At 62.0% G+C, this 14,543-nt stretch carries 18 protein-coding genes; 3 read left to right on the forward strand and 15 right to left on the reverse strand.

Features of this window, described 5'->3' with window-relative positions; all coding sequences use genetic code 11:
- Positions 1-116: 116 nt before the first annotated feature.
- Together acuI and acuR are read right to left on the reverse strand one after the other, a co-directional pair.
- Positions 117-1,100: an acrylyl-CoA reductase (NADPH) gene (gene acuI, locus ASB58_RS04190; RefSeq protein WP_118129444.1), complete on the reverse strand. Its 984-nt coding sequence runs from the start codon at positions 1,098-1,100 to the stop codon at positions 117-119.
- A gap of 47 nt (positions 1,101-1,147) precedes the next feature.
- Positions 1,148-1,780, reverse strand: a complete 633-nt coding sequence (acuR, locus tag ASB58_RS04195) for an acrylate utilization transcriptional regulator AcuR (RefSeq protein WP_181977860.1) — start codon at positions 1,778-1,780, stop codon at positions 1,148-1,150.
- 163 nt (positions 1,781-1,943) lie between these two features.
- On the opposite strand from acuR, the gene ASB58_RS04200 reads away from it, so the two are divergent.
- Positions 1,944-2,255, forward strand: coding sequence for an NIPSNAP family protein (locus tag ASB58_RS04200; RefSeq protein WP_118129445.1), 312 nt, complete (start codon positions 1,944-1,946; stop codon positions 2,253-2,255).
- Positions 2,256-2,300: 45 nt separating this feature from the next.
- On the opposite strand, the gene ASB58_RS04205 is transcribed toward ASB58_RS04200, so the two are convergent.
- Positions 2,301-3,209, reverse strand: coding sequence for a LysR family transcriptional regulator (locus ASB58_RS04205; RefSeq protein WP_118129446.1), 909 nt, complete (start codon positions 3,207-3,209; stop codon positions 2,301-2,303).
- A 115-nt stretch (positions 3,210-3,324) separates the two neighbouring features.
- Here ASB58_RS04205 and ASB58_RS04210 point away from each other — a divergent pair, with 115 nt between their 5' ends.
- Positions 3,325-3,654 (forward strand): nuclear transport factor 2 family protein, encoded by a 330-nt coding sequence (locus ASB58_RS04210; RefSeq protein ID WP_118129447.1) that lies wholly within the window; start codon positions 3,325-3,327, stop codon positions 3,652-3,654.
- Positions 3,655-3,976: 322 nt separating this feature from the next.
- Positions 3,977-4,882, forward strand: a complete 906-nt coding sequence (dapA, locus tag ASB58_RS04215) for a 4-hydroxy-tetrahydrodipicolinate synthase (RefSeq protein WP_118129448.1) — start codon at positions 3,977-3,979, stop codon at positions 4,880-4,882.
- A 67-nt stretch (positions 4,883-4,949) separates the two neighbouring features.
- Here dapA and ASB58_RS04220 read toward each other — a convergent pair whose 3' ends face one another.
- From ASB58_RS04220 to ASB58_RS04275, 12 genes are all read right to left on the reverse strand, one after another.
- A complete protein-coding gene (locus ASB58_RS04220; protein WP_118129449.1) occupies positions 4,950-5,279 on the reverse strand; it encodes a hypothetical protein in 330 nt (109 codons plus the stop codon).
- A 45-nt stretch (positions 5,280-5,324) separates the two neighbouring features.
- The gene (locus tag ASB58_RS04225; RefSeq protein WP_118129450.1) at positions 5,325-6,038 is read right to left on the reverse strand and encodes an NINE protein; all 714 of its coding nucleotides are present in this window, start codon (positions 6,036-6,038) and stop codon (positions 5,325-5,327) included.
- An 84-nt stretch (positions 6,039-6,122) separates the two neighbouring features.
- Positions 6,123-6,581 (reverse strand): DUF4190 domain-containing protein, encoded by a 459-nt coding sequence (locus ASB58_RS20130; protein ID WP_202974585.1) that lies wholly within the window; start codon positions 6,579-6,581, stop codon positions 6,123-6,125.
- Positions 6,582-6,951: 370 nt separating this feature from the next.
- Positions 6,952-7,605: a DNA oxidative demethylase AlkB gene (gene alkB, locus ASB58_RS04235; protein WP_118129451.1), complete on the reverse strand. Its 654-nt coding sequence runs from the start codon at positions 7,603-7,605 to the stop codon at positions 6,952-6,954.
- Positions 7,589-8,137, reverse strand: a complete 549-nt coding sequence (locus ASB58_RS04240) for a methylated-DNA--[protein]-cysteine S-methyltransferase (protein ID WP_118129452.1) — start codon at positions 8,135-8,137, stop codon at positions 7,589-7,591. Before ASB58_RS04240 ends, alkB begins: the two co-directional genes overlap by 17 nt.
- Positions 8,138-8,188: 51 nt before the next feature.
- Positions 8,189-8,458, reverse strand: coding sequence for a hypothetical protein (locus ASB58_RS04245; RefSeq protein ID WP_118129453.1), 270 nt, complete (start codon positions 8,456-8,458; stop codon positions 8,189-8,191).
- Positions 8,458-9,246 carry an SDR family NAD(P)-dependent oxidoreductase gene (locus ASB58_RS04250; RefSeq protein ID WP_118129454.1) on the reverse strand — a complete coding sequence of 263 codons (789 nt, stop codon included), beginning with the start codon at positions 9,244-9,246 and terminating at the stop codon, positions 8,458-8,460. Before ASB58_RS04250 ends, ASB58_RS04245 begins: the two co-directional genes overlap by 1 nt.
- A gap of 200 nt (positions 9,247-9,446) precedes the next feature.
- Positions 9,447-10,283 (reverse strand): 5'/3'-nucleotidase SurE, encoded by an 837-nt coding sequence (surE, locus tag ASB58_RS04255; protein WP_118129455.1) that lies wholly within the window; start codon positions 10,281-10,283, stop codon positions 9,447-9,449.
- 73 nt (positions 10,284-10,356) lie between these two features.
- A complete protein-coding gene (locus ASB58_RS04260) occupies positions 10,357-11,403 on the reverse strand; it encodes a phosphotransferase (protein WP_118129456.1) in 1,047 nt (348 codons plus the stop codon).
- A gap of 103 nt (positions 11,404-11,506) precedes the next feature.
- Positions 11,507-12,271 (reverse strand): SDR family NAD(P)-dependent oxidoreductase, encoded by a 765-nt coding sequence (locus ASB58_RS04265; protein ID WP_118129457.1) that lies wholly within the window; start codon positions 12,269-12,271, stop codon positions 11,507-11,509.
- A gap of 96 nt (positions 12,272-12,367) precedes the next feature.
- The gene (locus ASB58_RS04270) at positions 12,368-13,564 is read right to left on the reverse strand and encodes an acyl-CoA dehydrogenase family protein (RefSeq protein WP_118129458.1); all 1,197 of its coding nucleotides are present in this window, start codon (positions 13,562-13,564) and stop codon (positions 12,368-12,370) included.
- Positions 13,565-13,728: 164 nt separating this feature from the next.
- On the reverse strand, positions 13,729-14,355 hold the full coding sequence (locus ASB58_RS04275) for a TIGR04282 family arsenosugar biosynthesis glycosyltransferase (protein ID WP_181977861.1): 627 nt from the start codon (positions 14,353-14,355) through the stop codon (positions 13,729-13,731).
- Positions 14,356-14,543: the final 188 nt, after the last annotated feature.

Here is a 14,543-nt window from a genome sequence, read left to right on the forward strand (position 1 = left end):
CACGGTTTGGCAAAAATGACCGGTCTATGCGTTCAAGTAGGGTCGGTCGGTGTGCATGAACTCATAGTATGGTGGGAGACTGCAGCAGCAGTCCCCACCTTCCCTGCTTTCGCTGCTTAGCGATTGACGTTGACGACGAGTCGTCCGCGTACTTTGCCGTTCAGCAGGTCATCGGCTGCCGCGATGGCCTCACCCAGGCCCACTTCCTGGGTGATGTCGTCCAGCTGGGCAAGGTCCAGGTCCGAGCACAGGCGTTGCCAGGCTGTTACGCGCTCTTCATACGGGCGGGTGACGCTGTTGATGCCCAGCAGGCTGATGCCGCGCAGGATGAAGGGTGCCACTGTGGCCGGGAAGTCCATGCCCTGGGCCAGGCCGCAGGCGGCAACGGCGCCGTCTGCGCGCGTGCTGGCGCAGACGTTGGCCAGGGTGTGGCTGCCCACCGAGTCGATGGCGGCTGCCCAGCGCTCTTTTGCCAGCGGGCGGCCAGGGTTGCTCAGCTCCGCCCGGTCGATGATGGTGGTTGCGCCCAGGCGCTTCAGGTAATCAGCCTCGCTCGGACGACCAGTAGACGCGGTGACCGAGTACCCCAGCTTGGCGAGCAGCGCGATGGCGAAGCTGCCGACCCCGCCATTGGCGCCCGTTACCAGAATCTCGCCGCTGGCGGGTGAGATACCGTTACGCTCCAGGGCGATCAGGCAGAGCATTGCGGTATAGCCGGCCGTGCCGATGGCCATGGCCTGGCGGGCGCTCAGCTGGTCGGGCAGGGGGATTAGCCAGTCACCATTGAGCCGGGCCTTCTGAGCCAGTCCACCCCAGTGCGTCTCACCGACGCCCCAGCCGTTGAGCAGCACCCGGTCGCCCACCTTGTAGCGGTCATGATTGCTGGCTTCGACGACGCCAGCGAGATCAATACCTGGCACCATCGGAAAGCTGCGTACCACTGGGCTGCGGCCGCTGATGGCAAGGCCATCCTTGTAGTTGAGCGTGCTGTACTCAACTCGCACTGTGACGTCACCTTCCGGCAACTGGCTGTCATCCAGCTCGGTCAGGCGGGTCTGATACTGATCTTCTTTTTTGTCGACAAGTAATGCTTTGAACATGGTCTCTCCTTATTTAGACTGATCGTCTATAAATAGTGAAAAAAACATCACCTCGACGCGCCGGCGAGAAAGCCGGTGGCAAAGGTGTCCAGCGGTTGCGCATTCTGGACCAGCTTGGCGCGTAGTACGGCGCCTTCCCAGCCGATCCAGAAGTAGGCGGCCAGTGCATCGCAATCGGCGTCGGGCTTCAGCTGCCCCTGACGGGCTGCTTCCTCGAGGCAACGGGCCAGCCTTGCCTGCCAGTCGAGCAGAATATTCTCCAGCGCCTGGCGAAAACTGGGCGGCAGGGCCGATATTTCCTGACCCAGGTTGCCAACCAGGCAGCCGCGACGAAATGCGTGTCTGGCCATGCCGGCCTTGGCGTCTTCAACGAAGTTGCTCAGGCGCTGCAGCGGCGGTACGTTATCGTCCAGCAGCCAGCGGTCCAGTTTGCGGGCGAAGTAGGCGGCGTAGCGCTGCATCACTTCCTGAACGAAGGCTTCCTTGCTGTCGAAGTAGTGATAGAACGAACCCTTGGGCACGCTGACGCGTTTCAGGACTGCGTCTATTCCCGTCGCCGCAAAGCCCTGCTCGGTCAGCACTTCCATGCCGCAGCGCAGCAAGGCCTCACGGGTGTCGTCGAAGCTTCTCGCAACTTTGGGTGGGCGGCCGCGACGGGCTTTGGGCTTGGAAATAGTCATGGGAATATATTAGACCGATCGTCTATAATGTCAATGTTGTGCACTCAGGTCGTAGGACTGACCCCGGTCGGTCGCGAACCTGCTAAAAATCGTTGACTGTGGCCCAGCGCCGATCAGCGGCGATGAAGAATGTCCTTCCCATCTAACTCAGGGCCCGCTTGCCATGATTACCTGCCACGTCAAATACGTTATCGACCCCTACCAGCTCGCGGCCTTTGAGCGCTATTCGCGGCAATGGATTGGGATAGTAGGGCGGATGGGTGGGGTGCATCATGGTTATTTTTTGCCGTCTGAGGGCGCGAATAACGTGGCGTATTGCCTGTTCAGCTTCCCCAGCCTGGCGGACTACGAGCGCTATCGCCAGCAGGCGGCGGAGGATGCGGAGTGTGTGCGGCTGGTGGAGGAGGCGACGGCGCTGAAGTTTATCGTCAGTTACGAGCGCAGCTTTGTGCGTCCGGTGCTGGAGTCGCTCTGAGGCGGGTGTTCAGTTTTCGTCGGCGCGAGTGGTGTTCGCTGTCCGTCAGTGCCGGCTGCGTGTGTGCTCCCGCGCCAGGTCGATAAAGGCTTTCAGCGCCGCTGAGGGGTTGCGGCGGTTGGGATAGTAGAGGCACAGCTCTTGGCGGGGTGGTGTCCAGTCTTGCAATACGCGTTCTAGCAGACCGGTGTCCAGCTCCTCCTGGACGTCCTGCTCCATCAGCAGCCCGAGCCCTGCGTCTGCCTTGAGGGCTGCTTTGACTACGCTGGCGTCGTCCAGTGTGAGTGGTCCGTTGACCTCCAGCTTGATGTGCTCGCCGTCCTTTTCCAGATGCCAGGGGTAGAGGCTTCCGTTAGGCAGGCGGATGCGGATGCATGGGTGATTCAGCAGGTCTGCCGGTGAGGCTGGGCGGCCATGGGTGTTCAGGTACGCGGGGCTGGCGACGATGGCGTAGCGCTGGGCCTGCCCCAGTGATAGCACGATCATGTCGGCGGGCACGAGATTGCGCGCGCGCAGGCCGAGGTCGAAACCGTCGGCGACGATGTCGACCAGGCGGCCTTCGGTCACCAGATCAATGTGTACCTTGGGGTAGCGCTGTATGAATTCGAGCATCAGCGGCAGCAGGGCTGAGCGCGCGGCGCTGGCGAAGGCGTTGATGCGCAGCACGCCGGCGGGCTCGGCGTGACGGCTGCGCACCTCGCCGAGTGCGGCACGGATGTTCTCCAGTGCCGGGCCCACCTGTTGCAGGTACAGGGTGCCGGCTTCGGTCAGCGAGACGCTGCGGGTGGTGCGGTTGAACAGGCGTGTGTCGATGGCGGTTTCCAGCTTGGCGATGGTGGTGCTCAGGGCGCTGGTCGAGACGTTGAGGTCGATGGCGGCCTGGTGGAAGGAGCCGCGCCGGGCGACGGCGAGTGCGGCTTCCAATTCATTGAGCCCGATACGTGATATCGCCATTAGATTGTCCTGCTTTTTGGGATAGGCCGTTCTTTTTATCCCAGTTGAGCAAATTAAGACTGGCGCGGCAAGATGACTGCTGTCCCGCACTGTTTGCGGAAGAGGAGAGCACATCATGAGTATTGTATTACCGGATGTCGTACAGACCTATTTTGAAATCAGCAACGGGCAGGGCATGGCGCGACTGGCCGAGTGCTTTTGCGCCGATGCCACGGTGAGCGATGAAAACCAGACCCATGAGGGTGTGGCGGCCATCATCGAGTGGCAGCACGCTGCCCGGCAGGCCTATACCTATGTTGCGGTGCCGCTGTCGTCGAGGCAGGAGGGCGACGCTTTGATGGTCAAGGCGCGCCTGACCGGGAACTTTCCCGGCAGTCCGGTCGAGTTGAATCACCGCTTTGCCCTTGCCGATGGGCGCATCAAGGCGCTTGAGATAACGGTCTAGGCCAGGCCAGGGCCGGCGTGGCTGTGCACGATGCGTTGACAGCCGCGCCCGCCGCTCCGTAGTATCGACTCCGGATTTCACGCAACGGATCTTTCATGTTCCTCACAGTCGACTACTCGCTGCCCCTGTCTGAGCTTGCTGCTCGGGCTTGCGCGTGCGTCGCCGTTGCCAAGAAATTCAAGAAACAGTCGCTCATCTGACCGGGGCGTGCTGTCCCGTCAGGTGGGCTGACAGGACAACATGCGCTAGGTTATACCTCCCTCACGTTTGATCCCCACGCCTCCTGACGGTGACTTGACGGTCTGCCACAAGGAGTTTTTGCATGTCTGATTTTCGTGGGATCTGGGTGGCGCTGGTAACGCCATTCCGTGAGGGAGAGGTGGATTTTGTTGCGCTGCAGGGGTTGGTGGAGCGGCTACTGGCCGATGGCGTCGCCGGGCTGGTGGTGTGCGGCTCGACCGGCGAGGCCGCTGCGCTGAGTGAGCAGGAGCAGCTCGCGGTGCTGGATGCGGTGCTGCAGTGGGCGCCGCCACCGCAGGTGATCATGGGGCTGTGCGGCAATAACCTGCGCGAGTTGCTGGCGTTTCAGCAGGCGATTCAGCAGCGTCCGCTGGCGGGGCTGCTGGTGCCTGCGCCGTACTACATTCGCCCGTCGCAGTCAGGACTGGAGGCGTTCTTCCAGACGGTAGCTGATGCAGCCACTGTGCCGCTGGTGCTGTATGACATTCCGTACCGCACGGGTGTGCGCATCGAGCGCGAGACGCTGCGACGTATCGTGCGCCATCCGCGCATTGCTGCCGTCAAGGATTGCGGCGGTGACCCGGAAACGACCATGGCCCTGATTGCTGACGGCAACGTTGCCGTGCTGGCGGGTGAGGATATGCAGATATTCAGCAGTGGTTGCCTGGGCGCGGTGGGCGCCATTTCTGCTTCAGCGCATATCCGGGCTGACCTGTTCGTCGCTATGCATCGTCTGCTGGAGCAGGGCGATCTGGTTGCCGCGCGGCAGCTGTTCTATCGCTTGCTGCCGTGGATTCAGGTGGCCTTTAGCGAGCCCAACCCGGCAGTCATCAAAGCCGCGCTGACGCTTGAGGGGCTGGTTGCCGACGAGCTGCGCGAGCCGATGCAGCCATGCTCGCAGGTGACCCAGCGGTTGATGCAGGGCGTGCTCGCAGAACTCGGCAGTCGGGCAGAAGAGGTCGTTGCCATTGACCTCAAGAGCGCGTGAGTGGAAGAGGCCGGCGTTGGGCACCTGCGAGGGCAGGGCCCTGATGTCGGGAGCACAGTCGCGATGCTTACTCCATAGCCATGCCGACCAGCACCAGCAGGATTGCGCCGATCAGCGTCAGGCTGGAAAACACGGTGCCTAAAATCGGAAACAACTTGTTGCGGCCACGCTGGCAGAGTCCCGCGATGCCCAGGCCGAGGCCGACAGCAAGGGCTCCGACTAGCAAAATCAGACACAGACCAACCAGCAAGGCTGCGGTGGATTCTTCATCCACGCCTCCCGGCGTCGATAGCTCCATCACGCCTGCAACCATAAACAGCATGAAAATAAGCACCGTAGACGCGCCACCGATGACGGTGGCGGCGATGCCCAGCCCCGAGTGTTTCAGTTCTTCCATGAGTCACCTTTGTGTTGGTAGAGACGACAGCGCTGCATCCTGAGATCAGCGGCAGTCTGCCGGTAGATAGCGTTTGTCGATGGTGGATTCGGTGCAGTCCCAGACGATACTGGAGCCTTGCGCCTTGGGTATGTAAACCAGCGCCCCAGCGATGCCGGTGCTGGCTGCCGGGGCCACGATGATGACGCCAGCGTCTATCTCGACCGAGCCGACATTGTCCGATGTGCGTGGGGCGGCGATGCCCAACTGTTCGAGGTTTCTTGGCCACTGCTGGCGCTCGAACGCATAACTCTCGACGGCGGGCATCAGTTGCTGAGCAACCAGTTTAGATTCCAGCACCTTACTGCGGTTGGTGTAGTCCTGGTAGGCAGGCAAGGCAATCGCCGCGATGATGCCGACCATGGCAATGCCGATGAACACCAGCGGAACGATAACCACCACGCCGCCTTTTTCGGTCCCCAGTGACAGGCCGCGATTGTATTTGTCGTTCCAGACTTTTTGCGATGTGGCGAGAAAAACGATGCCTTCGATAATGGCTACCAGCATCGGGATATAGGTCCAGAAGAACAGCAGGTAGAAAATGCCCCACCATTGCCCCAGATAGAAACGGTGGATGCCGAACAGGCCGGTAGAGAAAGCGATGACGGCTGCGGCAACGCGGCTCTTGTAGACAAAATTGTCCTGAATGGCGCCGCAACTGCGGCACTGGGGCGCTTCGGCGGGCATTTCCACGCCGCAGCTGGAGCAGTACTTGTTCATCTTGGGGTTCTTCCGTGTTGTTTTAAGTCTATGTATCCATTATCTGCCGCGGCGCCAGTCGTTGGTTGCCGCATAGGGGGCGGGCTATGACGCCGCGGCGATCACGCCGGCAAAAATCAGCCACAGTGCCCAGATTGCAACGCCGATATAGCCGAGGATGAGGCCGCTCAGCGCCATGCCGTCACCGGACTGGGCGCCTTTGCTTTCCTTGATTTGTGAGCGGGCAATGTGTCCGCAGATGATCGCGATGATCGAGCCGAAGAAGAACAGGCCGAGGATACCGGCAACCAGGCTGACGATCGCCAGGGAGGATGTTGCGGTCGTGGTTTGCATTGGTTGCGAAGCGGGAGGCGGTGTCTGCGCGGCTACGCCGTAGATATCTTTTGCCTGTTCTCCGTCCGCCACAAAGTCTACCGGCGCGCCTGCAACCGGTGCCTGGGCGCTTTTCCACTGCTCCTGGCTAAACTGGTACCGTCCGCCGTGCTCACAACTGATCACGCCGCTGCCGCTGGTTGCATTAAAATCCAGCACTGTCCCTTTCATGTCATCTCCACCTTTCGCTTTAGAACATATTCAAATACTGCCCATCTCGACCAGATGCCGGTCTCTTTCGCGGTTTGCGGGCAAGTGACAGGCAAACGAGAAGATGGGATCAGGTGCAACACCTGACTTGCGGTGTCGCCTTGACGATTATGCAGCACGTTGGACCTGGGCTGTGCTCCGCCCTCGGTAACGTTGCTAGCGGACAGCTGGCAGAGTCAGAGTGTCGCTCGCCAAGGGTTGACCACTCTAGCAGGTCGCCATGAGGGCGGACAGACTGCTAGTTCACAGACCTGCTTGACGCTTGGGGGGCGGAGCCAAGATGGCCGGGTAGCGGCGGGTAATGCGCAGTGGCTGCGGCCTTAAAAGCGCTCTAGGTTACCTTTCTGAACGTCAGGTTGTAGCGCACCGCGCCTGTTTGCGGATGGCTGGCCTTTTTGCCCAGCGGGCTGACGCCATGAAAATACAGCCGGCTGACGCCGCCCCAGACCACCACGTCTCCGTGCTCCAGCAGCCAACGGCTGGTTGGGTCGCTGCGGTTGGGGCCGCCAAACAGAAAGGTGATGGGCGCGCCGAGGGAGATGGAGACGATGGGCGCGCTGAGGTCCTGCTCGTCCTTGTCCTGATGCAGGCCCATCCGCGCACCAGTGGCGTAGCGGTTGATCAGGCAGGCTTGCGGCGCAAAGTGGGCAAAGCCTGCGCTACGTGCGGCGCGTTCAGCCAGCTCTGCGAACAGTGCAGGCATCGCCGGCCAGGGCCGGTTGCTTTGTGGGTCTTGCGGGCTGTAGCGGTAGCCGTGCCGATCCGTGACCCAGCCGTAGGCGCCGCAGCTGCTCATGGCCGCGGACATGGTGTAGCCGCCCGGGGTGACCTGATGGCGAAAGGGCGCTTGCGTCGCGATCTGCTCGATGGCGGCGAGCAGGGCGTCGGCATCTCTCAGAGCAAAGCCTTTCAGCAGCCAGGCATCAGACCCGATCTGCTCCGGTGTCTGCGCGTCAGGCGCGCCCAGGTCAAGCAGGCCTTGCATCGCTGGCTTTCGAGTTGTGTTGGTGTTCCAGCTGCAGTAACTGCTTTTTGCGCTCTACGCCCCAACGATAACCGGAGATGCCGCCATCGCTGCGCAGCACGCGGTGGCAGGGGACGGCCATAGCTAACGGGTTGGCGGCGCAGGCGCTGGCAACGGCGCGAACGGCACGGGGTTTGTCGAGGCGTTTGGCCAGTTCGCTGTAGGTGATGGTGTCGCCGCTGCGGACCTTGCTTAGCGCCTGCCAGACGCTGCGCTGAAAAGCGGTGCCGTGGGGGGCGGCCGTTTTTCTCAGCGGGAACTCGCCCTTGGGTTGGTCACCCCAATCGAGCATCGCCTGCAGACGCTGTTTCTGGCCCTCGTCTGCCCTGACCAGCTTGGCGTCGGGGAAGCGTTGTTGCAGGTCATCGCGCATGGCGTCGTCGTTGTCGCCAAGCAAGATGGCCTGGGTGTGATCGGCGGTTTCGGCCAGCAGCAGGCCGCCAAGGGCGCAGTGGCCGGTGCAGTAGCTGAGGGTGTCTGGGAGTGAAGACATAGCTGGCTCCTGGAGGCTGATTGGCCATGATGCGACAGGAGTTGGGCCGGCTCAAGGGGCTTTCAGTAGCGCCGGATCGCCTGTTATCAGACTAAGGCCGTCACGGGCGGGAGCGGCGCAGGGGGCTGCGCCGTAGCACTGGGCAACGTGCTGGATGCCTGGTGAAAAGTACAGCACCAGGCGGCAATGCAGCTCACCGGACTCCAGCCGTTGCAATACGGCTTCACCGCAAGGCACTGCGGGCAATGTCGCCCGCAGTGCATCCAGCGTCGGGTCGGCCAGCATTGGATCTCCGACCACCCAACGCGACCAGCCGCTCATCAGAACTTCATGCCCGGCAGGTTGAGCGAGGCGGTGTTGCCGCCGTCTACTGCCAGGGCTTGTCCTGTGACGTAGCTGGCGTCGTCGCTGGCGAGGAAGGCGATGGCGCCGGCGATTTCCTCCGGGCGACCGTAGCGGCGCAGCTCGCAGCGGGTGCCGAGCTTCTCTTCCTTGTTGTTCTCGCGGGCGTATTTGAATACCGGGGCGGTCATGCCGGTTTCGATCAGGCCGGGGCACACGGCGTTGACGCGAATATTGAACTGGCCGAGGTCGCAGGCGGCGGTCATGGTGAAGTTGATCACCCCAGCCTTGGAGGCGCTGTAGGCGTTGCCGCCGGCACCGGAGCGAATGCCGGCAACCGAGGCGGTGTTGACGATGGCGCCGCCGTTCTGTTCGCGCATCTGACGCGAGGCGTACTTGGTAAACAGCATCACGCCGAACAGGTTGATGTTGATGATCTTCTGCCAGGTTTCCAGGCTCTGGTCGGTGGCGATGCTGTAGTCACCACCGGCGATACCGGCGTTGTTGCAGAGCACGTCCAGGCGGCCGTAATGGGCCACGGTGTCGGCGACGCACTGTTCAACGGCGGCTTCATCGCTGACGTCCAGCGCACGGTGCAGCACCTCGGCACCAGCGGGCAGTTCGCTGAGGGTCTGCTCCAGACCCTCGGCGTTGCGGTCAACCAGCATCAGGCGAGCGCCTTCAGCGGCCAGACGCTTGGCAGTGGCACGGCCAATGCCGCTGCCGGCACCGGTGATCAGGGCGATTCTGTTCTCGAAGCGTTGCATTTCAAACTCCTTTGGGGCGAAAGCGGCAAGCCACAAGCGGCAAGCTGCAAGCAAAGCTGGCGCGGTGTTGACCTGCGCGGGTTGTCTCAAAGTCCAGCAGGGGCGTTATAGGCGGTGAAAACAATTGACTGGCCTGTCGCACAGCGCACCCTGTTGCAGCTTGCAGGGGGCGGCCATCCGCCTTGCAGCTTGCAGCTGCGTTAATGACTAATACTCGGATCATCCGCTACAGCGGTGTTGTCGCCGTTCTGATCGATACCCAGCTGGTCGGCCATATTGCCGGTGTCGACTTGCCAACTGCTGGCGATGTCGCGTTCGAAGCGTACCGGGGACAGGGCGATCAGGCCGTCGCGCAGGGCGCCGACGTCGGTCTGGCGGCCGGTGATGCGGTCGGTCTGGCGCTGGAAACCGAGCCAGTAGTAGGGCACGCCGCGGGTGTCTTCCCGGCGTTCGATGTTCACGCCGCCAATGCTGCCGCGTTGCGGGCGGCAGATGGCAACGCCACGGACGTCTTCTGGTGCACGTGCCGGGAAGTTGATGTTCATGGCACAGTCTTCCGGCCAGCCGGCGTCCAGCAGTTGGCGCACCAGGTTGGCACCGTACTGGCGGGAGGTTTCCCAATGTACGTCGTTGCCGGGGATATAGGCCTGGCTGAGGGCGATGGACGGGACGCCCAGCAGGGTGCCGGTCAGCGCGCCGCCGATGGTGCCGGAGTAGGCGACCGAGTCGCTGATGTTGGCGCCGTTGTTGACGCCGGACAGCACCAGATCGGGTTTGACCGGCAGCAGTTCGGCAACGCCGAGCAGGACGCAGTCACTGGGAGTGCCACTGACGCTGAACCGGCGCTCTTCAAACTGGTGAACGCGCAGCGGGTGGTGGACGGAGATGGACATGGACACGCCGCTCTGGTCCAGATCGGGGGAGACGATCCACACTTCCTCGGCGATCTCGTGGGCAATTTCTTCGAGCACTTGCAGGCCCGGGCCGCGCCAGCCGTCGTCGTTGGTCAACAGTACGCGTTTGACGGGTTTGCTCATGGGCAATCCTCATTGTTCGAAGCGGGTGGGGCTTGAATGTGCAACGGGGCAGCTCAAGCTGCCCCGTTTGGTCTTACTTCTGGGCGATTTCCCAGCCGCGCTCAGCCAGCAGGCTGGCGCGTTTGCCGACTTCGAGGGCGTCGGCGTTGCTGGCGTTGCCTTGCAGCGCGCGGTGGTAGACACCCTGCACAATGGCGGCCAGACGGAACAGCGAGAAGGCGATGTAGTAGTTCCAGTTCGGTACACCGCTGCGGCCGGTGTATTCGCAGTACCAGTCCAGCAGTTGCTGCTCTTCCGGCAGGCCGAGGGATTTCAGATCGGCGCCGACCATGCCCTTGGCGCCGTCGACGTTGACCGGCATGTGGTACGGCAGGCAGCAGTAGGCCAGATCCGACAGCGGGTGGCCGAGGGTTGCCAGCTCCCAGTCGAGGATCGACACGACCTTGGACTCGGTCGGGTGCAGCATCAGGTTGCCGATGCGGAAGTCGCCGTGGGCGATGGTGGTGCTTTCGTCAGCCGGGATGTTCTCCGGCAGCCACTTCATCAGGGCGTCCATGGCGGGCATGTCGTGGGTGCGGCTGGCTTCGAACTGGCCGCCCCAGCGTTTGACCTGACGGGCAATGTAGTTGTCGGGCTTGCCGTAGCCTTCCAGGCCGATGGCCTTCCAGTCGGCGTTGTGCATCTTGGCCATGGTTTCGATCATGGACTGATAGATCGGCATGCGCTCTTCATGCGCTACTTCGCTCAGCAGCGGCTGGGAGTAGACGCGGCCTTCGACGTAATCCATGACGTAGAACGCGGTGCCAATGATCTCCGGGTCTTCACACAGCAGTTGCGCGGTGGGAACCGGTACGTCGGTCTTGCCCAGGGCGTTGATGACCTGGAACTCGCGCTCGACCATGTGCGCGGAGGGCAGCAGTTTTCCCGGCGGCTTTTTGCGCAGTACGTAGCGCTTGCCGGCGATTTCCAGCAGGAAGGTGGGGTTGGACTGGCCACCTTGGAACTGCTTTACCTTGATGCCCTGGTTGGCTCCCGGAAGGTAGTCCTGCAGGTAGTTGGCGAGTTTTGCCTCGTCAAACTGGTGGGCAGGCAATACGTCAATCAGGGTCGCTCCGCTCATCTTTGAAGATCCTGTTGTTGATGGTTCTGAAGGGTCAAGTACGGGAAAATAACACGCCAGGGCAAGCCCTGGCGCTTTGAACAGCCTGATGAATCAGGTGTTATCAGGCAATGGTATCGCCGCCATCGGCAACGATGGTCTGCCCGGTAACGTAGGCCGAGGCCCTGGAAGCCAGGAACAACGCCACCCCGGCGATATCCACCGGCTCGCCGACACGGCGCAGTGGCAGCTTCTCTTCCACCTTGCGCAGGCGGTCCGGATCTTCCAGCAGGGCCTGGGCAAAATCGGTACGGATCAAGCCCGGGGCGATGCTGTTGACGCGGATACCCTGCGGGCCCCACTCCAGCGACAGGTTGCGGGCCAGGCCGGCTTCCGCCGCCTTGGACATGCCGTAGACGCCGATATTGGCGCTGGCACGCAGCCCGGCAATGCTCGATAGCAGCACGATGGAGCCACCACCTTGTTCGACCATGTGCGGGATGACCATGTTGCACAGCCAGAAGGTGCCCTTGACGTTGGTGCCCATGATCTTGTCGAAGGCCTCGTCGCTGACGGTGTGGGTCGGGCCATAGACCGGGTTGGTCGCGGCGTTGCAGACCAACACGTCGATGCGGCCAAAGGCCTCCAGGGTGCGATCAACCAGATTCTGTAGCTGGGCCTTGTCGCCCACATGGCAAGCCACTGGCAGTGCATCAAACCCTTGCGCGCGCAGTTTGTCGGCCACTTGCTGGCAGGCGTCCGCTTTGCGGCTTGAAATGACGACCTTGGCCCCAGCTTTGGCGTATTCCTCGGCAATCGACTTGCCGATGCCCTTGGTCGAGCCGGTGATGATGGCGACTTTACCGGTTAGATCAAACAATGTGCTCATAGAACCTCGCTTCGCTCGAGCCACAAGCTTCAAGCCTCAAGCTAAAACCAGTGCAAGGTCAGCTTTAGGCTTGCAGCTTGCGGCTTGACGCTGCCCTTACAGATATTGGCTCATCTCCATCTTCGCAATGGCATTCAGATGCACTTCGTCCGGGCCGTCGGCCAGGCGCAGGGTGCGGGCTTTGGCGTAGGCGGAGGCGAGGAAGGTGTCCTGACACACGCCCTTGGCGCCGAAGATCTGAATGGCGCGGTCGATCACGTTGCAGGCCATGGTCGGGGCAACGGCCTTGATCATGGCGATCTGCTGACGGGCGACCTTGTTGCCGAATTTGTCCATGCTGCGTGCGGCGTGCAGGGTCAGCAGGCGGGCCTGGTCGATCTCGCAACGGGAGCGGGCGATCATTTCCGGCACGCTGCCCAGCTTGTACATCGGCTTGCCGAAGGCAACGCGCTCGCCGGCGCGGCGGCACATGGCTTCCAGGGCGCGCTCGGCGATGCCGATGCTGCGCATGCAGTGGTGAATGCGGCCCGGGCCAAGACGACCTTGAGCGATTTCGAAGCCACGGCCCTCACCCAGCAGGATGTTGGAAACCGGGACGCGCACATTGTTGTATTCGATTTCGGCGTGGCCGTGCGGTGCGTGGTCATAGCCGAATACGTGCAGGTCGCGCACGATCTTCACGCCGGGGGTGTCCAGAGGCACCAGAATCATGCTCTGTTGCAGGTGCTTCGGCGCGTTGGCGTCGGTCTTGCCCATGACGATGGCGATCTTGCAGTGCTCGTTCATCGCCCCGGAGGACCACCACTTGGTGCCGTTGATGACGTACTCGTCACCTTCGCGGCGGATTTCGCACTCGATATTGGTGGCATCGGAGGAGGCGACATCCGGCTCGGTCATGGAGAAGCAGGAGCGGATTTCACCGGCCAGCAGCGGCTTGAGCCATTGCTCTTTCTGCTCGTCGTTGCCGTAGCGCTCGATGGTTTCCATGTTGCCGGTGTCCGGCGCGTTGCAGTTGAAGACTTCTCCAGCGAAGGAGACGCGGCCCATGATTTCGCACAGGTGGGCGTACTCTTCGTTGGTCAGGCCGGCGCCACGCTCGGATTCGGGCAGGAACAGGTTCCACAGGCCCTGGTTGCGGGCTTCTGCTTTCAGTTCTTCCAGGATTGCCGGATGGCCCCATTTGTTCTGTTTTACTTGCTCGTAGAACAGAGCTTCATTGGGGTAAATGTGCTCATCCATAAAGCCTTCGAGCTTGTTTTTAAGGTCTTCTACGCGCGGGCTGAGGTCAAACATGGCTAATCCTTCGATTGGTTGCGGACTGCGGCGGGCGGCGCCTTGTGAGCACTTCGCCGGATAGCGGTGACCATATAGTCATGCCGGGTAAAGGAGAACAATGTGCTACTGCCGGCAATAAGCTTGCATAAGTCGGGTTGATTCTGGTGGATGGGTATTATTCGTCAGCGCGAGACGCGGCCGGTGCGCAAGGCGCGGGCCAGAGCTGGTGGCAGGCGCGGCAGGTCGGCTGGCTCATCCAGATCCCAGAGCGGCTCACCCTCCCACAGGCTGAGCCCGGCGCGGTGCAGACGCTGGCGGGTGTCGGCCATGACCTTGGCGTGGCTCCACTGCATCTGCTCAAAGGGCGCAGGGTGTGGCTGGCGCTGGCCAATCAGTACGTAACCGCCGTCGTCGCTGGGGATAATGGCGGTGTCGTGGGTTTGCAGGGCAGCAGCGGCCCGGGCGATGGCTTGAGTGTCTAATGCCGGGCAGTCGCTGCCGATCAGCAGTGCACCACCGGGAAAGTCTGCCATGGCGCTCATCATGCGCTCACCCAGGTCACCCTCTACTTGCCGGCGCACCGGCAAGCCGTGTTCGGCTGCGAGGACTTTAAGCCAGACATGACTGGGCTGGTCGACATAGAGCAGCCGCTCGCCAGGCCAGTCAGCCGTTTGCAGCAAACAGTGCTCCAGCAATCGCTGATACAGCGCGCACGCTCCCTCGGCGCCCAGCGCCGGAATCAGGCGGGTTTTTACCTTGCCCGGCACCGGGGCTTTGGCGAAGATCAGTAGAGGGCGTGTGGTGGGCACGGGGTGACTCGTTATCTTGGGCTCTAGGGGCTTTTGACGTTTCGTTCGCCCGCCTGCCGGAGGCCATTTTTTCGGCCAGGCAAGGCAGAGGAAGCGTAGTGTAGTTGACCTACATAAGCGACCGACAACGTAGCATGGCTGAAAAATGGCCCCGGCCCTGCGGGTGGGGCCGCCGAGGTTGCGCCTGT

The sequence above is a fragment of the Pseudomonas abyssi genome, assembly GCF_003444685.1.
Lineage (GTDB): Bacteria > Pseudomonadota > Gammaproteobacteria > Pseudomonadales > Pseudomonadaceae > Halopseudomonas > Halopseudomonas abyssi.